We start from the raw sequence: 22,980 nt of genomic DNA on the forward strand, positions 1-22,980 counted from the left end.
ATCACCACGTCCGGCTGACGCCCGCCGGACCGGTCTGCGTCTAGCGTGGCGGGCATGGACGAACAGCGCGGACACGGTCACGGCGCTCCGCCCTGGGCGCGCGGCGCGCAGGGCGGACCGCCCTGGCTGCGGCAGTGGGCCGACCGCGAGCCCGATGCCGGACTGCCCTGGCGATCCACCCTCCTCCTCGCCGTCTTCGTGATGGTGGGCTCCGGTTTCGCGGCGAGGAACCAGCAGGACCGGGAGTCGCTGGACGCGCTCGGCCGCTCGCTGCTGCTCCTCGGCTCCGCGCTGCTCCTGCTGCGCCACCGCCACCCGGTCCCCGTGGTCTTCGCCACCGCGGCCGTCACCCTGGCCTACTTCGGCGCCGGTTACCCGTACGGCCCGGTCTTCCTCATCGTCGCCGTCGCCTGTTACGCGGCGATCGTGCACGGCCACCGGCGATCCGCCTGGTGGGCGCTCGGGCTGCTCTGGGCCGGCCATCTGCTGTTCGCCCACTGGCTCTACCCCCACCTGCCCCCGGACGGCGACTCCGCCGCCCCCTGGGGGCAGGAGATCCCCGTCGCCACCTTCGTCGTCGCGATCCTCGCCGCCTCCGAACTGGTGCGGGTACGCCGCGAGCAGTGGGCGCAGCAGCGCGCCGAACGCGCCGCTGCCGAGCGACGCAGGGCCGACGAGGAGCGGCTGCGGATCGCCCGCGAGCTGCACGACGTCCTCGCCCACTCGATCTCCGTCATCAACGTCCAGGCAGGGGTCGGTCTCGCCCTGCTCGACACCGACCCGGAACAGGCCCGCACCGCGCTGACCACCATCAAGGCGGCGAGCAAGGAGGCGTTGGGAGAGGTCCGCCAGGTGCTCGACACCCTGCGCCCACCCGTCTCCCGCCACCACCCTTCCAGCGATGCGCTCCGCGCAGACCCTTCCTTTTTGGGCGAGGCCCCCCGCGCCCCGGCGCCCGGACTCGACCGGCTCCCGGAGCTGGTCGACCAGGCGGCGTCCGCGGGGCTGACCGTACACACCTCGACCGAGGGGGAGCGCGTGGCGCTGCCGCCCGGCACCGACCTCGCAGCCTTCCGGATCGTCCAGGAGGCGCTGACCAACGTGGTGCGCCACTCCGGGTCCCGCACCGCGCGGGTCGTGGTCGCGTACCGGCCCGGCAGCGTGGAGCTCCGTATCGACGACGAGGGACCCGCGACCGGCGGCGACGCGGGCGGCAGCGGCAACGGACTCGCCGGAATGCGGGAGCGGGCCGCCGCCCTCGGTGGCACGATCGAGGCGGGCCCCCGCCCGGACGGCGGCTTCCGGGTGCGTGCCGTCCTCCCCGTCCGCCCGAAGGAGACTCCGTGATCCGTGTCCTGCTCGCCGACGACCAGTCACTGGTACGGGCCGGCTTCCGCGCACTCCTGGACGCCCAGCCGGACATCGAGGTGGCGGGGGAGGCCGCCGACGGCGAGGAGGCGGCGGCGAAGGCGCGCGAACTGCGCCCGGACGTCGTCCTGATGGACATCCGGATGCCTCTCCTCGACGGCCTCGCCGCCACCCGCAGGATCACCGGGGACCCGGAGCTCGACGGGGTGAAGGTGGTCATGCTGACCACGTTCGAGCTCGACGAGTACGTCTTCGAGGCGATCCGCTCCGGCGCCTCCGGCTTCCTCGTCAAGGACACCGAACCCGAGGAACTGCTGAGGGCCGTGCGCGCCGTCGTCCACGGCGACGCGCTGCTCTCGCCCGGGGTGACGCGGCGGCTCATCGAGGAGTTCGCGGCCCGGTCGAAGCCCCCGGCCGCCGTGTCCGGTCTCGACGAACTCACCGAGCGGGAGCGGGAGGTGATGGCCCTGGTCGGCATCGGCCTGTCGAACGAGGAGATCGCCCGGCGCCTGGTCGTCAGCCCGTTGACCGCCAAGACCCATGTGAGCCGCACGATGGTGAAGCTGGGCGCCCGGGACCGCGCCCAACTGGTCGTGCTCGCCTACGAGTCGGGCCTGGTGCGCCCGGGCTGGCTGGGCTGACGACGCGTACGGGCGTACGGGCGTATGGGCGTATGGCGTACGGGTCCGGGTGCGGCCGCTCTCCGGTCGCACCCGGACCCGTACGCCCGTATCTCCGTATCGGCGTATCTCCGTGTCTCAGTCGCGGACGGCGACGCGATCCGGAGCGGGCGTCCCCTCGACGGAGGTGGCGGAGCCGGCCACCACCAGGGATCCCCGCTGCCGGCGGGCGCGGAGCCCGGGAAGTGTGATCAGGAGACCCGCCAGGGCGATGACCGTGACGACCGTCAGGCCCGGCCGGAAGCCGTCCAGGACCTCCTGCGGGGAGCCGCCCTCGCCTCCGCCGGCCGTGATGACCGCCGTGACCACGGCGAGGAAGACGGCGCCGCCCACCTGGATCGAGGTGTTGAGGAGCCCCGAGACCATGCCCTGCTCGTGGTCGTCCACGCCGTTGGTGGCCTGGATGTTGAGCGAGGGGAAGACCAGGGCGCACGCGGCGCCGAGCAGCAGCATCGAGGGCAGGATGACGGCCGCGTACTGCGGGACGAGCGAGATCCGCAGGAAGAGCGCGTAGGCGACGACGAGGAGCGTGAAGCCGGTCGCGATAACGCGCGGTGTTCCGTAGCGGTCCACGACCGCGCCGATCCTGGTGGAGGAGAGCGCCACGAGCACACCGGCCGGCAGGAACGCCAGCGCCGTCTGCAGGGCCGACCAGCCGAGCAGTGACTGCATGTACTGGGTCACGATGAACTGGAAGGCGACGTACGAGCCGAAGAACGCGGCCGCGCCGAGCTGTGCCCGCACCTGGGAGCCGGAACGCAGCACCCCGAGCCGTACGAGCGGGCTCGCGCTGCGCCGTTCGATCCCCACGAAGGCGGCCAGGAGCGCGGCGGTGGCCAGGAAGGACAGCAGCGTACGGGCGGAGGCCCAGCCGGCCTCGGGGGCCTGGACGACGGTGAAGACGAGCAGCAGCATCGCGGCCGTGCCGGTCACGGCACCCGGCAGGTCGTAGCCGCCCGCCGTCTTCTCGCGGGCGCTGTGCGGGATCAGCCGGAGCGCGAAGACCAGGGCGATGAGGGCGACGGGCGCGGGCAGCAGCATGGTCCAGCGCCAGCTCAGCTCGGTGAGCAGACCGGAGAGGACCAGGCCCATGGAGAATCCGGTCGCGGCGCAGGTGGTGTAGATGGACAGGGCCCGGTTGCGCTGCGGGCCCTCCTTGAAGGTCGTCGTGATGATCGACAGACCGGCGGGGGCGGTGAACGCGGCGCTGAGGCCCTTGACGAAGCGGCTCGCGATGAGCAGGGGGCCCGAGTCGACGAGCCCGCCGAGCAGCGAGGCGAGGGCGAAGACGGCGAGGGCGATCAGGAAGACCCGGCGGCGGCCGAGGAGGTCGGCCGCGCGGCCGCCGAGGAGCAGCAGCCCGCCGTAGCCCAGGATGTAGCCGCTGACGATCCACTGGAGCGTGGCGGTGGACAGGCCGAGGTCGGTGGCGATCGACGGCAGGGCGACGCCGACCATGGAGACGTCGAGCGCGTCGAGGAACATCGCGGCGCAGAGGACCAGCAGCGTGCCCCAGAGGCGGGGGCTCCAGCGTTCCTGTGCCGGGGAAGCGGTGAGCGGAGAGGTCATGCGCAGCACAGTACATGCACATGCATTGGATGCAAGAGCATTTAATTCCGATGCAACAAAGTGGGAGTTCTCTGCTAACGTGCGGTCATGGCAGGGTCTGCGAACAAGTCCGAACGTGCGCTCGTACAGGAGTGGCGGGACGTCCTCGCGTTGCACGCCCGCACGGTGTGCGAGCTCGACCGGGAGCTGCATCCGCACGGACTCGGCGCCAGCGACTTCGAGGTGCTCGACGTCCTCGCCGAGGGGACGCCGGCGGACGGCGGGAAGTCCTACCGCGTCCAGGAGCTGGCCGGCCGCGTGCATCTGAGCCAGAGCGCGCTGTCCCGGCTCATCGCCCGCCTGGAGAAGGAGGGCCTCGTCGCGCGCGGCATGTGTCCGGAGGACCGGCGGGGCGTACGGGTCGAGCTCACCGACGAGGGTCGCGCGCGGTACGCGGAGGTGCTGCCCATCCAGCGCGCGGTGCTGACCCGCATGCTGGCGGAGGACGCGCCGGGTCCGGCTACGACCAGGTGATCGCCGACTTCTCCCGCCACAGCCGGGCGAGCGACGCGTCACCCGTCACGGAGACCGCGCCTTCGGGCAGCCGGTTCCAGAGCGTCAGATAGAGCTGATCGGCAGGGCCGCTCAGTTCGCAGTCCGCCGCACCCGCCGCACCCGCCGCACCCGCGTCGCCGCGCTCCGTGCGCGGCGCCTCCTGTGACAGCCGTACGGTCCATACGTCACCGGTGTCCGTCGCCCGTACGCGCAGGGTCCGCGGCTCCGGCGTGCGCACCCGGCTGCGATCGCGGCTGTGGAAGGCGCGCAACAGCTCCTCGATCCCGTCCACGGCGACCGCGGGGGCCACCGGGCCGGGGCGTCCCGACGCGAGGGCGGACTCGGCGTCCGCGCGATGCACTGTCGTCTCGTGCGCCTGCCGGCGCGCCCAGAAGGCACGCGGGGAGGGGGCGGGCAGGAACGTCCAGCACTCCAGGGACTCGGGCGCCGCGCGCAGGGCGGCGACGAGCGCGGCGTGCCCCTCGCGGAAGTGGGCGAGAAGCTCCTCGCCGTCGAGATCCGGCTCGCCGCCGTCGGGGTGGGGGGAGGTGTATCCCTCAGCGACGAAGGCCGTCGCCCAGCGGTGGACCATCGTCGTGTGCCGCAGCAGATCCCGCACCCGCCAGCCCGGGCAGGTCGCCACCTCGGCGTCCGTGCCCGCCGCGGCCGCGGCCTCGAACAGGCCGCGCCCGGCGCTCTCGAGGGCCTCGATGTGCTCGTCCACCTTCATGATCCCCATGCGGTGGATTCTGCCAGGGGCGGGCGCGGGGCGGGGCGAATTCAGGTCTGCGGAGGGATCGGCCGGCCGAGCTCAGTCGCCGAGCGGCCGGGCAGGCCGCCTGCGTACGGGCTGCTCAGCCCGCCCTGGAGACCTGGGCGTTGCGGGCCGCGTACCCGATCACGGCGGCGCCCGCGGCGAGGACGGCGACGGTGGTCAGGGCGACGGGCAGCGAGAACCAGTCGGCGAGGAACCCGATGGACGGCGGGCCGAGCAGCATGCCGCCGTAGCCGAGCGTGGAGGCGGCGGCGACCCCGCTGGGTCCGGCGAGCGCGCCCGCGCGGGCCACCGCGACGGGGAAGATGTTGGCCAGGCCGAGACCGGTCACCGCGAAGCCGAGCAGCGCGGCCCAGACGCTCGGGGCGAGCGCACCGAGCAGCATGCCGGCGGCCGCCGTCGTCCCGCCCGCCACGAGGGTGCGGGTCTGGCCGAGCCGTTCGAGCAGCGCGGTGCCGGAGAGCCGGCCCGCCGTCATCGTGAGCGCGAAGAGAGAGTAGCCGGCGGCGGCGACGCCCGGGTGCGCGTGCAGATCCTGCTCCAGGTGCAGCGCGCCCCAGTCGGCCAGGGCGCCCTCACCGTACGCGGTGCAGAGGGCGATCACCCCGAAGACGACGACGAGCCCGCGTGAACCGGCCCTGCCCCGGGGGCGGTCGGCGACGGGGACCGCCTCCGGCAGGGCGGGGGAGGGCTGCCGGAGCAGTACGGGACCGGCGGCGGCCGTCAGGAGCAGCCCGGCGACCGTCAGACCCAGGAGATGCGTCGCGGGGGACAGACTGCCGGCGACGAGACCGCCGACTCCCGCGCCGAGCATCCCGCCGAGGCTGAACGCGGCGTGGAAGGAGGGCATCACGGGGCGGCGCAGCGCGGCGACGAGGTCGACGGCGGCGCTGTTCATGGCCACGTTGATGCCGCCGTACGCGGCGCCGAAGAGGAGCAGCACGAGGCCGAGGGAGAGCGGGGAGTGGGTGAGGGCGGGCAGGGCGACGGAGAGCGAGAGCAGGACGGCGGTGACAGCGGTGACGGCGTGGCTGCCGTAGCGCCGGCAGAGGCGCCCGGTCAGGGTCATGGTCACCACGGCGCCGGCCGACACGCCGAGCAGCGCGAGCCCGAGGTCGCTGGCGGAGGCCCCGGTCTGCTGCTTGACGGCGGGGATCCGGACGACCCAGCCGGCGAAGAGGAAACCGTCGAGAGCGAAGAAGAGGGTCAGGGCGGAGCGGAGGCGGGACAGGGAGGGGGCGGTGTCTCCGCCTGGGCCCCCCGGAACGGCCGTCCGTACTTTGTTTAGTAGCGGCACAAACTCAGGATAGGGGCGTCACGGCACGGTTTTCAACCTGACCGCCGGGCGGGGGTCGCTCTTCGCGCTGTCCGGTACGCGCGCAGGCACCCGCGCACACCGCGCGGTCGCCCGATCATGGGAGACTCGGCCCCATGAACGGCAAGGCGACGACGACCAAGACACGGCTGGACAGGGGGCGCGGCGCGCTCGGGCCCGCGCTCGAACTGGTGCACACGGGCCGCGCGCCGACCCGTGCCGTGCTCACCGCCGAACTCGGCGTCACCCGCGCCACCGCCGGAGCCGTCGCCGCCGAACTGGAGGCGCTCGGCCTCATTCGGGTCGACTCCAACCCCGGCGCCGCCGCCGGCTCCCAGGGCCGCCCCTCGCACCGCCTCGCCGTCGACGAGAAGGGCCCCGTGGCCCTCGCCGCCCAGGTCCACGCCGACGGCTTCCGCGCCGCGCTCGTCGCCCTCGGCGGCACCATCGTGGCCACCGCGCCCGGCTGCGTCACCGTCTCCGCCGACCCCGCCCAGGTCCTCGGCGCCGTCGTCGACGCCGGCGCCGCCCTGCTGGAGGAGAGCGGACGCCGCTGCGTGGGGGCGGGGCTCGCGGCGCCGTCCGCCGTCGCCGAACCCGAGGGCACCGCCCTCAACCCGCTCCACCTCGCCTGGCCGGCCGGCGCGCCGGTACGGGAGATCTTCGCCGAACGCGTCCGCGCGGCGGGCATCGAGGGCCCCGCCTTCACCGGCAACGACGTCAACCTCGCCGCGCTCGCCGAGCACCGGCACGGCGCCGGCCGCGGCGCGAAGGACCTGCTCTGCGTCGCCACCGGCCACCGGGGCGTCGGCGGCGCCCTCGTCCTCGACGGCCGCCTGCACACCGGCAGTTCGGGCCTCGCCCTGGAGGTCGGGCACCTCACGGTCAACCCCGAGGGCCGCCCCTGCCACTGCGGCAGCCGCGGCTGCCTCGACGTCGAGACCGACCCGCTCGCCTTCCTCACCGTGGCGGGACGCGCCCCTGGGCCGGAGGTGTCGCTGCTGCAGCAGGCCCGCGACCTGCTGCGTACGAGCCCCGACGACCCGGGGGTGCGGGCGGCGACGGCGGAGCTGATCGACCGTCTGGGGCTGGGCCTCGCGGGTCTGGTGAACATCCTCAACCCCGACCGGATCATCCTCGGCGGCCTGCACCGCGAGCTGCTCGACGCCGACCCCGACCGGCTCCGCGCGGTCGTCGCGGACCGCAGCCTGTGGGGCCGCAGCGGCGGGGTCCCGATCCTCGCCTGCACCCTCGACCACAACAGCCTGGTCGGCGCGGCGGAGCTGGCCTGGCAGCCGGTCCTCGACGACCCGCTGGCCGCCCTCGGCCGACCGGCGATCTGACGGGCGCGGGCGCAACGGCCGGTCGACCGGGTGGGGCGGACGGAGTGTGTCTCCGGTCAGACCGCCAGACCGGCACGGCAGGGCACTGCGTGGCGCGGCACGACACGACATGACTCGACTCGACTCGACTCGACTCGACACGGCCAAGCCCGCGCCCAGCCGCGGTCCGTGCGCGGCGGGCCCGGTGTCATCGGACCGCCGCGGCGCGCCCGGCGCGGTGGTCCCGACCAGGCACCGCGCGCGGGCCGGCTCCTCGCGCCGCTCGCGTCATCTCGCGCAATTGGGTGGGAACGCCGACCCGATGGCACTAGCGTTCCGCCTCATGACCGATATTGATCTTCCTCCGCGCCTCAACAGCCTCACCTTTCACGGCCCGCTCTCCGAGGCCCGCGCCACCCGCATGATCGAGCGGCTCGCCGCGTCCTCGCCCGCCACCGTGCTCGACATCGGGTGCGGATGGGGCGAGTTGCTGCTGCGCACTCTGGAGGCCGTGCCGGGGGCGACCGGTGTCGGCATCGACATCAACGCCGAGGACCTGGCCCGGGGCCGGGATCTGGCCAAGGAGCGCGGGCTCGCCGAGCGCGTCGAGTTCGTGGAGGAGTCGGCGCTCGGCACCACCCGCGGGCCGGTCGACGCGATCCTCTGCCTCGGCTCCAGCCAGGCCCTGTGCGACCCCGAGCAGCCCCACGACCCGGCCGCCGCCCTGCGCGAGCTGCGGCGCCTGGTCAAGCCGGGCGGCCGGGTCGTCCTCGGCGAGGGCTTCTGGCAGCGGACCCCGACGGACGAGGAACTCGCCGCGATGTGGCCCGGCGCGCACACCGGGGAGCACTTCCTCCTCGGAGCGCTCGTGGACCTGGCGATAGAGGCGGGCTTCCGGCCCGCCTGGATCGAGACGGCGAGCCGTGAGGAGTGGGAGGAGTTCGAGTCCGGCTACCGCCACGACACCGAGGTCTGGCTGGCCGCGAACCCCGACCACCCGCTCGCCGCCGAGACCCGGGCACGCGTCGACCGCCAGCGCTCCGGCTGGCTGAACGGCTACCGCGACGCCCTCGGCATCACCTATCTGACCCTCGTTCCGATCGGCTGACCAGCGACTCCCGTTCCGGCGCGGAGGTGCAGCACCTCCCAGCGCCAGGGATCGACCGCGAGCGCGCTCGCCGCCACGCCGTCCTCACGGACCTCGCGTGCGTGGCCGGCGAGCGCCTCCGGCACCGGCAGTCTGCGGCGCGGCGCGGCGCGCTCCGCGCCGCCGCCGTGGCCGCCGGCTCGTCCGGACGCAGGGGGCCGGTCGACTCCCCGCTCTCCAGGCCCTCCTGGACGATCTCCCCGAGCCGGCCGCGCAGCCGGTCGAGGGTCTCGTCGATCCCGCTTCCCGGCGAAGTGGTGGTGCCCGGTGCCCGGTGCCCTGCCCGGCCTCGGCGGCTTGCTGGGTCCTCAGTCGTTCGGACGTCGTCATACGCGGAGTGGTCGTACCAGTAGGTACAGACGGACAGGGCGGCCGGGAGCAGCCCGGACCACCCGCCGTACTCCCCACGTCGTACGGGCGAAGCCGCTGGCCGTACGACGACCGGACCCCCCTCCGCGCGCGAGTCTCGAAGCACCGACACACGCACGAGGAGCTGAGAGACCATGAACACACTCGCCCACGCGGGCCCCGGTCCGTGGGTCCTGTTCTTCCCCCTCGTCTGGGCGGCCGTGATCGTCACCGTGATCACCGTCCTGCGCCGCACCGGATGGCGCGGCCGGCGCGGCCCCGGCCCCCGCCCGGCCTACGACGAGCAGTCCCCGATCGCGCTCCTCGGCCACCGCTTCGCGGCAGGCGAGATCGACGAGGACGAGTACTGGAGGCGGCTGACCGTCCTGGAGGAGCAGTTCGGCCGCACCGCCGGACCCAAGGGGCGTGCGGCATGAACGCCACCACCCAAGCCACGGCCGCCGCCCGCGTCGTCGACGCCGTCAAGGTCTACGGCGTCGGCGACACCCAGGTCAGAGCCCTGGACGGGGTGAGCGTCGACTTCCCGGCCGGCCGCTTCACCGCGATCATGGGCCCCTCCGGGTCCGGCAAGTCCACGCTCATGCACTGCGCCGCCGGGCTCGACACCCTCACCTCGGGATCCGCCCTCATCGGCGACACCGACCTCTCCGCCCTCGACGACCGGCGGCTGACCCTGCTGCGCCGCGAGCGGATCGGGTTCGTCTTCCAGGCGTTCAACCTGCTGCCGACGCTCACCGTCGCCGAGAACATCACCCTGCCGCTCGACCTCGCCGGAACCGCACCGGACCCGGCCTGGCTGGACACGCTGATCGACACCGTCGGCCTGCGCGACCGGCTGCACCACCGGCCGAGCCAGCTCTCCGGCGGCCAGCAGCAACGCGTCGCCGTCGCCCGTGCCTTCGCCGGCACGCCCGACGTCGTCTTCGCCGACGAGCCCACCGGCAACCTCGACTCGCGCTCCGGCGAGGAGGTCCTGCGGCTGCTCGGCCGGACCGTCCGGCAGACCGGCCGTACGGTCGTCATGGTCACCCACGACCCGGTCGCCGCCGCACACGCGGACGAGGTCGTCTTCCTCGCCGACGGACGGCTCGTCGACCGCATGGGGGAGCCGACCGCCGAACGCGTCCTCGACCGCATGAAGGCATTCGACGGCGGCGCCGTGCCCCGTGAGGCGGTGCCGCGATGAGCACCACGCGCGCCTCCCTGAAGCTCAGCCTCTCCTCCCTGCGTGCCCACAAGCGGCGCTTCGCGGGCACCTTCACCGCGATCCTGCTCGGCGTCGCCTTCCTGACCGGCACCCTCGTCATGGGCGACACCCTGCGCGCGAGCTTCGACTCGCTCTTCGGCAACGCCACCAGCGGGACGGACGCCGTCGTGCGCAGTACGAGCGTGGTCACCGTCGAGGGGGAGGGCCAGGGCACTCGCAGCCCCGTCGAGGCCTCCCTCGCCGACCGGATCGCGAAGGTGCCCGGCGTCGCCGCGGCCGTCCCCCGGATCGAGGGCGCGGGCCAGCTCGTCAGTGCCGACGGCAAGCCCGTCGGCGGCCAGGGCCCGCCCACCCTCGCCGGCAACTGGATCGAGGACGCGGAACTCAACCCGTACGCCCTGGCCGAAGGCCGCGCGCCGCAGCAGTCCGGCGAGGTCGTCGTCAACCGTGGCGCGGCGAAGACGGGCGGTCTCGCCGTCGGCGACACGACGGTCCTGCGCACCCCCGACCCGGTCAAGGTCACCGTCGTGGGCCTCGCCACCTTCGGCGGCGAGGACGGCATGGCCCAGGTCACGTACACCGGAATGACCCGCGCCGACGCCGAGAAGTACCTGACGCCGAAGCCCGGTGACGCGGCGGGCATCCTCGTGCGCGCCGGGCCCGGCACGTCTCAGCAGGAACTGGTCGACGCGCTCGCGCCCGTACTCCCCGAGGGCGTCGAGGCGATCACCGGTGAGCAGTCCGCCGCGGAGAACACCGAGATGATCTCCGGGCAGTTCCTCACCCTCTTCACCACCTTCCTGCTGGTGTTCAGCGGGATCGCGCTGCTCGTCTCCGTCTTCTCGATCCACAACACCTTCGCCATCGTGGTCGCCCAGCGGACCCGCGAGAACGCACTGCTGCGCGCCCTCGGAGCCTCACGCCGCCAGGTCGTCTCCTCGACGCTCGTCGAAGCCGTGGCCGTCGGCCTCGTCGCCTCCGCGGCCGGACTCCTCGGCGGCATCGGCGTGGCGGCCGGACTCCAGGCGCTCTTCCCGGTGATCGGCTTCCCGTTCCCCGAGGGCGCCCTGGTGATCAGCGGCCTGTCGATGGCACTGCCGTTCGCCGTCGGGCTCCTGGTCTGCCTCGGCTCGGCCCTGCTGCCCGCCGTGAAGGCGGGGCGTACCGCTCCGCTCGCCGCGCTGCGGGAGACCGCCGTGGACGAGTCGGGCGCTTCGCGCGTCCGCGCCCTGGCCGGGTCCGGCCTGCTGATCGCGGCCGTCGCCGTGGTGCTCACCGGAGTCCTCGCGACGCCGTCGCTGTGGCTCGCGTCCGCAGGCGCGGTGCTCGCGCTCGCCGCGTTCGTCGTCCTGGGGCCGGTCGCCTCCTCGTACGCGGTACGGATCCTCGGCGGGCCGCTGCGCGGGGCCAACCGCGGACTCGCGCGGCGCAACGCCCTGCGCAGCCCCAAGCGGACCGCCGCCACCGCCACCGCGCTGATGATCGGTGTCGCCGTCGTCTCGCTCTTCACGGTCTTCGGCGCCTCGCTGAAGGCGACGATGGACCAGACGGTCTCGCGGTCGTTTGCCGGTGACGTGGCCGTCAGCACACCGGCGTTCGGCGCGGGCGGCAGTGGGCTCAGCCCGCGGCTGGCCCCGGCGCTGGCGGCGCTGCCCGAGGTGGAGAGCGCCGTCGGCCTCGGCCAGGGCGTCGCGGAGGTCGACGGCGAGGGCCGAGCCCTCACGGTCACCGACCCGGCCGCGCTCGCCCGCTCCTTCGACCTCGGCGACGTCCGGGGAACGCTGGACGGTCTCGGCACGGACGGCATCGCCGTCTCGGCCCCGGAGGCGGACCGGTCCGGGCTCACCCCGGGCAGCACGACCGAACTCGCCTTCACCGACGGCAGCCGGCGCACCTTCACCGTCAAGGCTGTCTACGAGCAGTCCGAACTCGCGGGCGACTACGTCGTCACCCGCGAGGCATGGGCCCCGCACCGCGCCCAGGACTCCGACACGCTCGTCGCCGTGACCTTCGAGGACGGCGTCTCCGCCGACGCCGGACGGGCGGCCGTGGAGAACGTCGCCGCGCAGTACGGCAATCCGGAGGTGCAGACCCGTGAGGAGTACGCCGCGTCCTCGGCGGGCGGCATCGACATGATGCTCACGCTGGTCTACGCGCTGCTCGCGCTCGCCGTCCTGATCGCCCTGCTCGGCATCGCCAACACGCTGACCCTCGCGGTCCACGAGCGCACCCGTGAACTCGGCCTGCTGCGTGCCGTCGGACAGACCCGGGCCCAGCTCAAGGCCATGGTCCGCTGGGAGTCCGTCCTGGTCGCGGCCTTCGGCACGGCCGGCGGGCTCGCCCTCGGCGGCTTCCTCGGCTGGGTGCTGGTCAAGGCGTCCGACGGAGCGAGCGACAGCGCGTTCGCCTTCGCCGTACCGCCGTTGCAGCTCGCGGCCGTCGCCCTGGTCGGCCTCGCGGCGGGCGCCCTGGCCGCCTGGCGTCCGGCTCGGAGGGCGGCCCGTCTGGACGTCCTGCGAGCGATCGCGACGGAGTGACGGACGGGTCGGCAGCGTCGGCGGGGCGATCCCGGATCCGGGATATCGGATTGGGTATATCGGATCCAAGATCCAAGATCCAAGATCTGATATCCGATATCCCCCGGTCCGACGCGCGCAGCGGCCCCGCTCAGCCCGCCAGGGCCGAGCGCGCGACGGCCGGCGTCAGGATCGGTTCCGTCGGCGTGCCGAAGGGGACACCCTCGAGGCTCGTGCCGTGCGCGCCACCGAAGCGGGTGTGGCCGACGAACGGGCCCTCGGTGGTCGCGCCGTGGACGGCGTGCGAACGGGACGGGGCCGTCGCCGCGGGCATCGGCGCCGGAAGGGTGAACCAGACGACCTTCCCGGTCTCGCCGTGCGGGCGGATGCCCCAGCTCTCGCTGACCGCCTCGATGATGGCAAGGCCGCGGCCCGAGGTGGCGAACTCGTCGACGTCGCCGAGGTCCCTGGACCCCGGCCTGACGTCGACATCCGGTATCCGCGGGTCGTGGTCATGGACCGAGACCGTGAGACGGTCGAGGAGCAGCTCGATCTCGACGGTGCACATCTTGTCCGGCTGTGCGTGCCGGTGAACATTGGTCAGCAACTCGGTGACACCGAGCGCCGCATGGTCGATCAACGCATCGAGGTGCCAGTAGCGCAGATGCGCCGATACGATTCTGCGGACCTGACCGATCCGCGACGGCAGGGCCTGGAGCTCCACCGTGCAGTGCCTGCTTGGCTCGCTGATCACGGCTGCGACTCCCCGAAGTAGGTCCGGAAGAAGACGAAGATTCGGATCTGTCATGCGGTACAGCAGGGCGGCGGGCTGGGTCACAGCGTCACCGCCGGTAAACCCTCGGTGAGGTGGTTCCAGCGTGAACCAGCTGTGACCGGCTCGCAACTCGCGGCGATCCGCCGCAGGTCACCGGCGTGTCATCACTCCTTGGCCGCCCGCTTCAGCGCTTCGAGGAAGCGGCCGGGGCCCGACGCGCGGTCCCGGGGCCGGTCCATGGTCAGCCGGTAGCGCGTGCCGTTCACGGTCGCCACCGTCTCGTCCGGCTTGGCGAACCACGGCCGTCCCGCCCGGACCGAGCGCACGGGCGCGCTGTCGATCTCTCTGCCGTAACTGGTCAGCAGAGACAGCCGGCCGTCCTCGATCCGGACCTCGCCGGCTCGTGTCAGCGAGCGAGGCCAGCGCTCGATCCGTACGCCCGTGGCCGTGAACTCGGGCTCCGTCATGTCGCTCCGCCCCCTTCGCGCCGGTTGCTCCGACCAGTGTGCCGGGCAGGCCGCGACTGCACCAGGGGTCCTTCTGCAAGGGACTCCTATGGACCCCCAAAGCGAATGTTTGCGCAGGTGAGGGAGTTATCGTCATCAGTGGGGGCCGATGTGGGGAAGACCGGGAAGAGGCACGCATGAGCACCACGGAGAACACCGCGGCACGCACCGTGGAAGGCGCCGCTACGGGCGCCGCGACGGGCACCGCGCCGCGGGCCGCCGTGACCGTCGACGTCGACCGCAGCGACCCGGCGTACCGTGCGTGGCTCAAGGACGCCGTCCGTAAGGTGCAGGCCGACGCCAACCGCTCCGCCGACACCCACCTGCTGCGCTTCCCGCTCCCCGAGAAGTGGGGCATCGACCTCTACCTCAAGGACGAGTCGACCCACCCCACCGGCAGCCTCAAGCACCGCCTCGCCCGCTCGCTCTTCCTCTACGGCCTGTGCAACGGCTGGATCCGGCCCGGCAAGCCCGTCATCGAGGCGTCCAGCGGCTCGACGGCCGTCTCCGAGGCGTACTTCGCCAAGCTGATCGGGGTGCCCTTCATCGCCGTGATGCCCCGCACCACCAGCCCGGAGAAGTGCCGGCTGATCGAGTTCCACGGCGGGCAGTGCCACTTCGTCGACGACTCGCGCAAGATGTACGAGGAGTCCGCGGCCCTCGCCGAGCGCACCGGCGGGCACTACATGGACCAGTTCACCTACGCGGAGCGGGCCACCGACTGGCGGGGCAACAACAACATCGCCGAATCGATGTACCAGCAGCTGAAGTTGGAGCGCTACCCCGAGCCGACGTGGATCGTCGCCACCGCGGGGACGGGCGGCACCTCGGCGACGATCGCCCGCTATGTGCACTACATGCAGCACGACACCCGTATCTGTGTCGCCGACCCGGAGAACTCCTGCTTCTTCGACGGCTGGACCAACAACGACCCCCTGGCGACCTCCGACTGCGGTTCGCGTATCGAGGGCATCGGCCGGCCCCGTATGGAGCCCAGTTTCGTCCCCGGCGCCATCGACCGGATGATGAAGGTCCCGGACGCCGCCAGCGTGGCCGCCGTCCGTGCGCTGGAGGCGGCGATCGGCCGCAAGGCGGGCGGTTCCACCGGTACGGGACTGTGGAGCGCGCTGAAGATCGTCGCCGAGATGGTCGGACAGGGCCGCACCGGCAGCGTCGTGACCCTCATCTGCGACCCGGGCGACCGGTACCTCGACAAGTACTACTCGGACGCCTGGCTGGCCGAACAGGGCCTGGACATCTCGCCCTACGCCGCCGCTATCGACCGGTTCCTGGAGACGGGAGCCTGGCCGGAGTGAGCCGCCGGTCCAGTCGGCGCATCGCGTCGCGGAAGGACTTCCCGACGCCCGGGCGGGCGAGGCGCATCGCGAGGAGGCAGGGGCCGGCGCCGTCGACCGCCATCGTCCAGCGCACCCGGGTGCCCGTGCCGACGGGCGAGAGGACCCACTCCTCCAGCATGGCCCGCACCCCCGGCGCGTTGGTCTCGTCGATCCGGTACGCGTAGCGGGTGTCCGGGTCGCGGACCAGGACCGTCTCCTGGAACGCGACCCCGCCCCGCAGCCGGACCGCCCGCCCGGCGCCGTCACCGGTCGGGGTCGCGGAGGTGACGGCCGTGAACCACGCGGGCATGCTGCCCAGCTCCACCGCGAGCGAGCGGAAGACGGCGGAGGGCGGGGCCGCCATGTCGGCCGTGAACGCCAGGCGCACGGGCGCGGAGGTGACGAAGTCGAGCTCCACGGGCCTGAGTCGGTGTGCCATGGACGTACCTCCCGAGGCGCGGATCTGGGGTGGCGCACACCCTAGCTGACGTACTGTCAGAATCCCACCGTCAGATGCCCAGCAGTCGGTCCATCGCCCGTCCGAACAACCACCGCCCGGCCAGAGCCAGTACGGGATCGAGTAGGCCCGGCACCCCGCGTACCCGCAGCTCCTCCACCCACACCGCGCGCGTGCCGCCGGACGTCTCGTACACCTCGATCAGGGCCCGGCCGAGCACCACGCGTCCCCGTTTCTCCAGCCGGCACCGCCCGGGCCGTCCCGCCGACGGGGGTTCCCAGCCCACGACCTCCATCGGATCGTCGACGGCGAGCCGCCCCACACCGGTACGGGCCACGAAACGGGTTCCCAGACCCGTGGGCCCGGGGGAGAGCACCCGGGCCCGGGTGAGCGGAACCTGCCGGCCGTGCGCGGCGAAGTCGGTGAGCCGCCGCCACACCTCCTCGACCGGCAGGGCCGAGGAGCGGTCGACACGGAAGAGGCTCACACCTCGTCGCCCTCGCCCTCGTCCTCGCCCGCCACCACCAGGCCCGGAAGGTGCTCCGTCATCTCCTCCCGGATCTGCGGCGACAGCCCCGCGTCCGTCACCAGCGTGTCCACCTCGTCGAGCCGCGCGAAGGAACTCAGCCCCACCGTCCCCCACTTGGTGTGATCCGCGACCACGACCACCCGGCGGGCCGACCGCATCAGGCGCCGGTTCGTCTCCGCCTCGGCGAGATTCGGCGTCGAGAGCCCCGCCTCCACCGAGATCCCGTGCACCCCGAGGAAGAGCACATCGAAGTGGAGCGCGCGGATCGACTGGTCGGCCACCGGCCCCACCAGCGCGTCCGAAGGCGTCCGCACCCCGCCCGTGAGCACCACGGTGGCCGCACCCGGCCGCGGCTCTCCCGAACCCCCGGGGTGCTGGGCCGTGTGGAAGACATCGGCGACCCGTACGGAATTGGTCACCACCGTCAGATCCGGCACGTCCAGCAGATGCCCGGCGAGCGCGAACGTCGTCGTACCGCCCGACAGCGCGATCGCCGAACCGGGCGCCACCATCCGCGCCGCCGTCCGGGCGATCTCCTCCTTCGCGCCCAGCTCGAGCGCGGACTTGGCCTCGAACCCCGGCTCGTGCGAACTCGTCTCGGCCACCGGCACCGCGCCGCCGTGCACCTTCTCGACGACACCCTGGCGGGCCAGCGCGTCCAGGTCCCGGCGGACCGTCATGTCCGAGACGTTGAGCCGCCGTGTCAGCTCATTGACCCGTACACCGCCGCGCCGCCGCACCTCGTCCAGAATGAGGGCGCGCCGCTGCTCCGCGAGGAGATTCTGATGGTCGCTCACCACCGGGGCCGGTCCTTCCGAAGGGAACAGGGGGATGCAGGTCGGATTCCGTGAGAGACCGTGCACGGGCGCACGGCCTTCCGCGATCCTGTTGCCTGCCGTCGAATCCTCCCACCCAGAGAGCGAGACACCGAAGTGTCCCCTGCCACACCTGCCCCGAAGAGCGGAGGCGCGGCGCTCGAACTTCTCGTCCACGGTGTCGGCGGGGCCACGCCGCAGGACATGCTGGGCGACCCGCGGACGGTACGCGTCACGGGCGACACGACCGCCGCCGTCTACCGCCGCACCGACGACGTCGACGCGGAGGACCACCCCGAGCGCTACGCCGAACGGCCCGTCCCCGAGGCGTACTGCTGGTCCAACCTCACCTCCGGCAACGGCGCCCGCGCCCTGTGGCTGCTGCTCCTGCCCTTCATGGTCGCCAATCTCGCTCACTGGATGCGCCCGCCGGCCAAGGGGCGCCCCAGTCTGCTCCGGCTGTACGGGGTGCTCGTGCGGCTCGTGGCCCTCACGCTCACCGTGCTGCTCACCGCCGCCGCGTGCGAGGTCGCGCTCGATCTGACGGCCTGGCAGTGCGCCGGCTCGGCGGCCTGCGCCGAGGACCGCTCCTGGCTCGGCTTCCTCTCGGCCGAACGGGGCGGCTGGTGGTCCCAGCCCGGCCGCCGGCTCGCGCTCGCCGCCGTCGTCCCGGCCGCGCTCGTCGGGCTGCTGTGGTACCTCTCCAACCGGACGTGGAGCGCGTACGAGGCCCAGCGCCCGCCCACCGGGTACGACGACGCTCCCGCCGAGGCCTCCGACACCGAGAACCCCGACACCGAGGCCTCCGACACCGAGAACCCCGACACCGAGAGCGCCGACTCCGAGGAGCTCTGCGAACCCGGCGAACCCCGCCCCGCCCTCGGCCGCCCCGGCTTCTGGTACGGCAGGCGCCTCGTCGCCCGGCTGCGCGCCGCCCACACCGCCGCGGGCTTCCTGACCGTCGCCGCGGCCGTCACCGGCGCCGCCGCCCGACACGACCGGGACGCGCCCGGCGCGCCGCCCGAAGCCTTCGGCTGGGCCCTCGAGTCCGGCTTCGTCGTGCTCGCCGCCGTCGTCCTCTGGGTCGTCTGCCGACGCGGCCGCAGCGAGAAGCGCCTCGACCTGCGGCTCGAACGGGCACTGGTCTCCTGGCTCCCGGGCGCATCCCTCGTCCTGCTCGCCCTCGCCGTCCTGCACGCCGGCTGGTCCCGCCCCGACTGGCGCTCCACCGGCACCCTGCCCGGCGACGCCGCCTTCGGCGTCCTGACCCTGGCCCAGGGCGGCCTCGTCGTCGCGCTCGGCGCGGTCGCCCTGCTCCTGCACCGCCCCCACCGCGACCCCCGCACCGCCCTGTACGGGCTCGGCGGCCCCGCCGTCGCCATGCTCGCCTGCGCCCTGGGCGGCGTGATGTCCGGCGGTGTCGCCCAGCGCGTCGCCGACTGGCTGGACGGACCCGGCACCCCCGGCATGGGGGCGGGCTCGCCCGTCGCCCCGCCCGTGCTGCTGAGCTGGCAGGCCTCCGTCATCCCCGTCCTGCTCCTGATGCTGCTCGCGCCGGCCGTCTTCCTCGCCGTACGGACCGCCCGCGCCGCGCGCCGCCTCGGACCCGTCGTCGAGGCCGAGTACGGCACCGACGACCCGGACCCCGTTCGTACCGGAAGGATCGCCGCCGGGCGGGCCACCGCCGAACTCACCGACGCCGCCCCCGCCCTCGTCGGCATCGTCTCCGGCGCCACCCTGCTGCTCGGCGCCGGCGCCGTGGCCGGCGCCTGGCTCAGCGGCAACGTTCCCGGCCGGGCCTTCGACGGCGCCCACCCCGCGGTCGCGTCCGCCGCCGCCACCGCCCAGTCCCTGGGCTCCTGGATGATCGGCTTCGGCTTCCTGCTCTTCGTCACCTGGGGCCGCCGCGCCTACAAGGACGCCTCCGCCCGCCGCACCATCGGCATCCTCTGGGACGTCGGCACCTTCTGGCCGCGCGCCGCGCACCCCTTCGCCCCGCCCTGCTACGCCGAACGGGCCGTCCCCGACCTCACCTGGCGGATGAGCTCCTGGACCCGGCACACCGGCGGCCGGCTCGTCATCTCCGGCCACTCCCAGGGCAGCGTGCTCGCCGCGGCCGCCGTCTGGCAGCTGCCGCCCCCGACCCGGCGCAGAGTCGCGCTGCTGACCTACGGATCCCCGCTCGAGCGGCTCTACGGGCGCTGGTTCCCCGCCTACTTCGGGCCCGGACCGCTGCGCGCCCTGTACGGCACGGTCCACTGCTGGAGCAACCTCCACCGGGCCACCGACCCGATAGGCGGGCCGGTACGGGTGCCCGCCGAGGGCGACAAGCCGGCCGTCGACCGGGCCGTCCTGCTGGACCCGCTCGTCTACGGCCGCACCCCCGCCCACCCGCTGCCCGAGCCGGTCCTGGGCCACTCCGACTACCAGGCCGACCCGGCGTTCGCCGCCGAACGCTCCGTACTCCTGGACCGGTTGCCGCCCGCTCTGCCCCGCCAGCGCGTCGGCGCGACCGACGACCAGGCGGATCAGGCGGATCAGGGGAGTTCGGGCAGATCCTCCGGGTAGAGCAGGGTCAGGTCGTCCGTGCTCGCCTCGGCGAGCACGGCGACCCGGCCGGCGTGCCGCTCCACCATCGACTCGAACGTCTGGCGCGCGGTACGACCGTTGCCGAACGCCGGGCCCTTCGGAAGCTCGGTGAAGAACTTCCGCAGTGCCTCGTCCGTGCCCGGCGCGAGCCGGTACTCGTGCTCCTCCGCCTGCTGCTCCACGATCCGCAGCAGCTCGTCCGGCACGTAGTCGCTGAAGGTGATGGTCCGTGAGAAACGGGACGCCACACCGGGGTTGACGGTCAGGAAGCGCTGCATCTCGGCCGTGTAGCCCGCGACGATCACCACCACCGCGTCCCGGTGGTCCTCCATCAGCTTCACCAGCGTGTCGATCGCCTCGCGCCCGAAGTCCCGCCCGGAGTCCTCCGGCGACAGCGCGTACGCCTCGTCGACGAACAGCACCCCGCCGCGGGCCCGGTCGAACGCCTCCTGCGTCCGGATCGCGGTCGAGCCGATGTGCTCGCCGACCAGGTCGACGCGGGAGACCTCGACCAGATGCCCGCGCTCCAGGACGCCGAGCGAGGCGAGGATCTCGCCGTACAGCCGGGCCACGGTCGTCTTGCCCGTGCCCGGGTTGCCGGTGAAGACCAGATGGCGGCGCACCGAGGCGGCCTTGAGGCCCGCCTCCTGCCGCCTGCGGCCGACCTCGATCATGTTGGTGAGCGTGCGCACCTCGTGCTTGACGCTCTCCAGGCCCACCAGCGCGTCCAGTTCGCCGAGGACGTCCTTCGAGGAGCGTGCCGTCGGCGCCGGTTCGGGGGGCGCCACGGCCGCGGGCGCCAGGGCCATGGGCGGCGCGGCGGCGGGGGAGCGCGGCGCGGGAACCGTACCGAGCAGGCCTCCGTGCTGCGTCGCCGTCAGTACGGTCCCGGCGTCGGCGGCCGAAGCCGTCCGCACCCCGCTCTCGTCGCTCGTGCAGTCCTCCGCCACGGGTCCCTCGTCGGGGAACTCGTACCCCCCGCGCGCGCAGCGCTCCGTACGGCACGTGCGCAGGGTGGTGCGGCAGCCGTCCATCACATGGAAGCCGTAGCCGCCGCTCCCGGTCACCCGGCAGCCGTGGAACGAGCCCCGCCCCTCCGCGGAGACGTAGAACCCCGCCTCGGCGGGCGAGGTCACCGTGCACCGCTCGATCGTCGGGTCGGCGCCCTTGGTGACGATCACCCCGGTCTGCACGGCGTCGATCGTGCAGCCGCCGAGCGTCCCGCCGCTGCCGTGGTCCCGGAACCAGGCGCCCGTGGACGCCTCCCGGATCCGGCAGTCGTCGAGCTGCGCGGTCGCCCCGTCGCTCACCGACACGGCCGTGTTGCGCACCTGCGAGAGATCGCTGTCGACGACGTCCACGCGCGAGCCGCGGTCGAGGACGAACAGCGCGTCCGGCACGTCGTGCACCCGGCACGCGTCGAGCACGGCGGTCGCCCCGTCGCTGATCCAGACCGCCGGGTAGTCGCCCGTACTGTCGTGGATCTCGCACTGGTTGGCGTCCACCCGGGTGCCGGGGTCCCACACCGAGAGCCCGTTGCGTCCGAAGCGGCGCACGGTCGAGCGGGTCAGCGTCAGCACGGAGCGCGAGCGCAGATCGATCGCGTTCTCGGGGATGTCGTGGATGTCGCAGTCGGAGAGGGTGAGGACCGCGTCCGTGTCGAGCGTGATGCCGTCGGCCGAGGTGCGGTGCACGGAGGAGTCGGTCAGATGGGCGGTGGCGCGGGACGCGATCTGCAGCCCGGCGCCCTTGATCTCGTAGATCTCGCAGCCGATGCCCTCCAGGGCGCTGCCCTCGCCGTTGACGGTGATCCCGGCGCCGGAGGCGTGATGGACCCGGCAGCGTTCCAGACGCGGATGGGCGCCGCCGCGCACCGACACCCCGGACTGGCCCGCGGAAACGATCTCGCACTCCTCGAACACCCCGCCGGCGCCGTCGAGTACGGCGATGCCGACACCCGCCGGATTGTCGACCGTGCAGCGGCGGACGGTCGGCCTGGCCGCGCCGCGCACCTCGATCCCGGCGGCCGAACGCGTCACGATCCGCAGATCGAGCAGCTCCGGGGTGCCGTCCTCGACGAGCAGCGCGGGAGCGGCGGAGTCCTGCCCTTCCACGTGCAGGTCCTGCACGGTCGCCGACGCCCGTACGGTCAGCGGCACGCCGTCCACCGGCGCGATCCGGACCGAACCGACACCGCCCTCGGGCCCCCGCAGGGTGACGGACCGTTGGATGACGAGGTTCTCCCGGTAGGTGCCGGGCGCGACGGTGAGGACGTCACCGTCCCCCGCGGCCTCCAGGGCCGCGGCGAGGGAGGCGTACTCACCCGTGCGGCGCCGCCACCGCGATGTGCCGGTGTGCGTCACCTGGACCGTGCCCTGTGCCATGGGTGTGCTCTGCCCCCGCCTCATGCGTCGCCGCTGATCCGATGCCCCACCGTAGCGCGCGCGACGCCGCGGGGTTGCCCGGTCAGCTGCCCGCGCCCGTACGCCCCCAGTCGGGACCGGCCTTGGCCCAGGCGCGGTCGAGGTGTTCGTACCGCCGGTGTACGAGCCGTCGTACGACCAGCCGCCTGGTCGCCTCGACGAAGACGGCCGCCAGGGACGCCGTGAAGAGCCCGACGATCATCGCGTGGGCGTGCGCCGTCTCGGGCCGCATCGGCGGGGTCACCTGGCGCCCGCCCGGATCGGTCCAGAGCGTGAAGGTGGCTCCGGGCTCGGCGAGCTCCCGCCGCATGGCCACCGTTCCCGTACGCGGCGTGCCGTCCGGCGCCGTCCAGCGTGCCACCACGGCGCGGCGGAGCTGCTGTTCGCCCCCGGACTCGGGGCTCTGGAGGCTCGGCGCCGGGGTCGCGGCGAGCCGCACCACCCGGGCCGTCGTCGGCTGCCGCTGCTCGATCTGGGTCTGGACGGCGCGCTGCAGGGAGGCGTCGGTCCGTGCGCCGGAGATCCAGCCGGCCGCCGGGACGGCGAGCGCGAGCAGCACGACGGCCGTGAGCGCGACCCATGCCTCGATCAGATCCGTGGGCCGGCGCAGGGGATTGTGGCGCCAGCGCCAGACTCCGGTGGCTGCTCGCACGCTCCACACCCCCTCGCTGTCCGTGGTTCTCCCAACGAGTCTGCCCCGGGGGCGGGTTCCCCGCCTGTCGGCGCGGCGAAGTGTGACGCGATCGC

20 protein-coding genes are annotated in these 22,980 nt (G+C 73.6%); 10 read left to right on the forward strand and 10 right to left on the reverse strand.

Annotated features, from left to right (window positions below; genetic code table 11):
- Window positions 1-54 precede the first annotated feature (54 nt).
- Both FDM97_RS15035 and FDM97_RS15040 read left to right on the forward strand, forming a co-directional pair.
- On the forward strand, window positions 55-1,347 hold the full coding sequence (locus tag FDM97_RS15035; protein ID WP_137990918.1) for a sensor histidine kinase: 1,293 nt from the start codon (window positions 55-57) through the stop codon (window positions 1,345-1,347).
- Window positions 1,344-2,009, forward strand: coding sequence for a response regulator (locus FDM97_RS15040; RefSeq protein ID WP_137990919.1), 666 nt, complete (start codon window positions 1,344-1,346; stop codon window positions 2,007-2,009). Before FDM97_RS15035 ends, FDM97_RS15040 begins: the two co-directional genes overlap by 4 nt.
- Before the next feature lie 117 nt (window positions 2,010-2,126).
- Here FDM97_RS15040 and FDM97_RS15045 read toward each other — a convergent pair whose 3' ends face one another.
- Window positions 2,127-3,617 (reverse strand): MFS transporter, encoded by a 1,491-nt coding sequence (locus FDM97_RS15045; RefSeq protein WP_137990920.1) that lies wholly within the window; start codon window positions 3,615-3,617, stop codon window positions 2,127-2,129.
- An 87-nt stretch (window positions 3,618-3,704) separates the two neighbouring features.
- On the opposite strand from FDM97_RS15045, the gene FDM97_RS15050 reads away from it, so the two are divergent.
- Window positions 3,705-4,130 (forward strand): MarR family winged helix-turn-helix transcriptional regulator, encoded by a 426-nt coding sequence (locus FDM97_RS15050; protein ID WP_137990921.1) that lies wholly within the window; start codon window positions 3,705-3,707, stop codon window positions 4,128-4,130.
- Here the strand turns inward: FDM97_RS15050 and FDM97_RS15055 are convergent.
- Window positions 4,117-4,881 (reverse strand): maleylpyruvate isomerase family mycothiol-dependent enzyme, encoded by a 765-nt coding sequence (locus FDM97_RS15055; RefSeq protein WP_137994832.1) that lies wholly within the window; start codon window positions 4,879-4,881, stop codon window positions 4,117-4,119. The genes FDM97_RS15050 and FDM97_RS15055 overlap by 14 nt on opposite strands.
- A gap of 124 nt (window positions 4,882-5,005) precedes the next feature.
- Window positions 5,006-6,223 carry an MFS transporter gene (locus FDM97_RS15060; RefSeq protein ID WP_137990922.1) on the reverse strand — a complete coding sequence of 406 codons (1,218 nt, stop codon included), beginning with the start codon at window positions 6,221-6,223 and terminating at the stop codon, window positions 5,006-5,008.
- 134 nt (window positions 6,224-6,357) lie between these two features.
- Here FDM97_RS15060 and FDM97_RS15065 point away from each other — a divergent pair, with 134 nt between their 5' ends.
- The 5 genes from FDM97_RS15065 to FDM97_RS15090 all read left to right on the forward strand — a co-directional run bounded on the left by FDM97_RS15065 (window position 6,358) and on the right by FDM97_RS15090 (window position 12,823).
- The gene (locus tag FDM97_RS15065; protein ID WP_137990923.1) at window positions 6,358-7,584 is read left to right on the forward strand and encodes an ROK family protein; all 1,227 of its coding nucleotides are present in this window, start codon (window positions 6,358-6,360) and stop codon (window positions 7,582-7,584) included.
- Between the two features lie 322 nt (window positions 7,585-7,906).
- Window positions 7,907-8,671, forward strand: coding sequence for an SAM-dependent methyltransferase (locus FDM97_RS15070; RefSeq protein ID WP_137990924.1), 765 nt, complete (start codon window positions 7,907-7,909; stop codon window positions 8,669-8,671).
- 542 nt (window positions 8,672-9,213) lie between these two features.
- Window positions 9,214-9,495: an SHOCT domain-containing protein gene (locus FDM97_RS15080; RefSeq protein ID WP_137990925.1), complete on the forward strand. Its 282-nt coding sequence runs from the start codon at window positions 9,214-9,216 to the stop codon at window positions 9,493-9,495.
- On the forward strand, window positions 9,492-10,265 hold the full coding sequence (locus tag FDM97_RS15085; protein WP_137990926.1) for an ABC transporter ATP-binding protein: 774 nt from the start codon (window positions 9,492-9,494) through the stop codon (window positions 10,263-10,265). The genes FDM97_RS15080 and FDM97_RS15085 overlap by 4 nt, the downstream gene beginning before the upstream one ends.
- A complete protein-coding gene (locus FDM97_RS15090) occupies window positions 10,262-12,823 on the forward strand; it encodes an ABC transporter permease (RefSeq protein ID WP_137990927.1) in 2,562 nt (853 codons plus the stop codon). Before FDM97_RS15085 ends, FDM97_RS15090 begins: the two co-directional genes overlap by 4 nt.
- 130 nt (window positions 12,824-12,953) lie before the next feature.
- On the opposite strand, the gene FDM97_RS15095 is transcribed toward FDM97_RS15090, so the two are convergent.
- The gene (locus FDM97_RS15095) at window positions 12,954-13,556 is read right to left on the reverse strand and encodes an ATP-binding protein (RefSeq protein ID WP_137990928.1); all 603 of its coding nucleotides are present in this window, start codon (window positions 13,554-13,556) and stop codon (window positions 12,954-12,956) included.
- A 185-nt stretch (window positions 13,557-13,741) separates the two neighbouring features.
- A complete protein-coding gene (locus FDM97_RS15100) occupies window positions 13,742-14,044 on the reverse strand; it encodes a hypothetical protein (RefSeq protein WP_137990929.1) in 303 nt (100 codons plus the stop codon).
- A gap of 176 nt (window positions 14,045-14,220) precedes the next feature.
- Here FDM97_RS15100 and cds1 point away from each other — a divergent pair, with 176 nt between their 5' ends.
- The gene (cds1, locus tag FDM97_RS15105; protein ID WP_254705598.1) at window positions 14,221-15,399 is read left to right on the forward strand and encodes an L-cysteine desulfhydrase Cds1; all 1,179 of its coding nucleotides are present in this window, start codon (window positions 14,221-14,223) and stop codon (window positions 15,397-15,399) included.
- Here the strand turns inward: cds1 and FDM97_RS15110 are convergent.
- The 3 genes from FDM97_RS15110 to FDM97_RS15120 form a co-directional block, all read right to left on the reverse strand.
- Window positions 15,359-15,859, reverse strand: a complete 501-nt coding sequence (locus tag FDM97_RS15110; protein ID WP_137990930.1) for an SRPBCC family protein — start codon at window positions 15,857-15,859, stop codon at window positions 15,359-15,361. The genes cds1 and FDM97_RS15110 overlap by 41 nt on opposite strands.
- 70 nt (window positions 15,860-15,929) lie before the next feature.
- Window positions 15,930-16,364: an SRPBCC family protein gene (locus tag FDM97_RS15115; RefSeq protein WP_137990931.1), complete on the reverse strand. Its 435-nt coding sequence runs from the start codon at window positions 16,362-16,364 to the stop codon at window positions 15,930-15,932.
- Entirely contained in the window at window positions 16,361-17,203 is an 843-nt protein-coding gene (locus tag FDM97_RS15120) for a DeoR/GlpR family DNA-binding transcription regulator (RefSeq protein WP_137990932.1), read from the reverse strand. Before FDM97_RS15120 ends, FDM97_RS15115 begins: the two co-directional genes overlap by 4 nt.
- Before the next feature lie 135 nt (window positions 17,204-17,338).
- On the opposite strand from FDM97_RS15120, the gene FDM97_RS15125 reads away from it, so the two are divergent.
- Window positions 17,339-19,789, forward strand: a complete 2,451-nt coding sequence (locus tag FDM97_RS15125) for a lipase family protein (RefSeq protein WP_137990933.1) — start codon at window positions 17,339-17,341, stop codon at window positions 19,787-19,789.
- Here the strand turns inward: FDM97_RS15125 and FDM97_RS15130 are convergent.
- On the reverse strand, window positions 19,759-22,194 hold the full coding sequence (locus FDM97_RS15130) for a right-handed parallel beta-helix repeat-containing protein (RefSeq protein ID WP_137990934.1): 2,436 nt from the start codon (window positions 22,192-22,194) through the stop codon (window positions 19,759-19,761). The genes FDM97_RS15125 and FDM97_RS15130 overlap by 31 nt on opposite strands.
- Window positions 22,195-22,276: 82 nt before the next feature.
- The gene (locus FDM97_RS15135; protein ID WP_137990935.1) at window positions 22,277-22,885 is read right to left on the reverse strand and encodes an Rv1733c family protein; all 609 of its coding nucleotides are present in this window, start codon (window positions 22,883-22,885) and stop codon (window positions 22,277-22,279) included.
- Between the last annotated feature and the right edge of the window lie 95 nt (window positions 22,886-22,980).

Origin of the sequence: Streptomyces vilmorinianum, assembly GCF_005517195.1 — a bacterium.
GTDB classification, from domain to species: domain Bacteria; phylum Actinomycetota; class Actinomycetes; order Streptomycetales; family Streptomycetaceae; genus Streptomyces; species Streptomyces vilmorinianum.

Coding starts and splice junctions, on each gene's coding strand:
- FDM97_RS15035 (WP_137990918.1), top strand. CDS start 55: ATGGACGAACAGCGCGGACACGGTCACGGCGCTCCGCCCTGGGCGCGC.
- FDM97_RS15045 (WP_137990920.1), bottom strand. CDS start 3,617: ATGACCTCTCCGCTCACCGCTTCCCCGGCACAGGAACGCTGGAGCCCC.
- FDM97_RS15050 (WP_137990921.1), top strand. CDS start 3,705: ATGGCAGGGTCTGCGAACAAGTCCGAACGTGCGCTCGTACAGGAGTGG.
- FDM97_RS15055 (WP_137994832.1), bottom strand. CDS start 4,881: ATGAAGGTGGACGAGCACATCGAGGCCCTCGAGAGCGCCGGGCGCGGC.
- FDM97_RS15065 (WP_137990923.1), top strand. CDS start 6,358: ATGAACGGCAAGGCGACGACGACCAAGACACGGCTGGACAGGGGGCGC.
- FDM97_RS15070 (WP_137990924.1), top strand. CDS start 7,907: ATGACCGATATTGATCTTCCTCCGCGCCTCAACAGCCTCACCTTTCAC.
- FDM97_RS15080 (WP_137990925.1), top strand. CDS start 9,214: ATGAACACACTCGCCCACGCGGGCCCCGGTCCGTGGGTCCTGTTCTTC.
- FDM97_RS15085 (WP_137990926.1), top strand. CDS start 9,492: ATGAACGCCACCACCCAAGCCACGGCCGCCGCCCGCGTCGTCGACGCC.
- FDM97_RS15090 (WP_137990927.1), top strand. CDS start 10,262: ATGAGCACCACGCGCGCCTCCCTGAAGCTCAGCCTCTCCTCCCTGCGT.
- FDM97_RS15100 (WP_137990929.1), bottom strand. CDS start 14,044: ATGACGGAGCCCGAGTTCACGGCCACGGGCGTACGGATCGAGCGCTGG.
- cds1 (WP_254705598.1), top strand. CDS start 14,221: ATGAGCACCACGGAGAACACCGCGGCACGCACCGTGGAAGGCGCCGCT.
- FDM97_RS15110 (WP_137990930.1), bottom strand. CDS start 15,859: ATGGCACACCGACTCAGGCCCGTGGAGCTCGACTTCGTCACCTCCGCG.
- FDM97_RS15130 (WP_137990934.1), bottom strand. CDS start 22,194: ATGGCACAGGGCACGGTCCAGGTGACGCACACCGGCACATCGCGGTGG.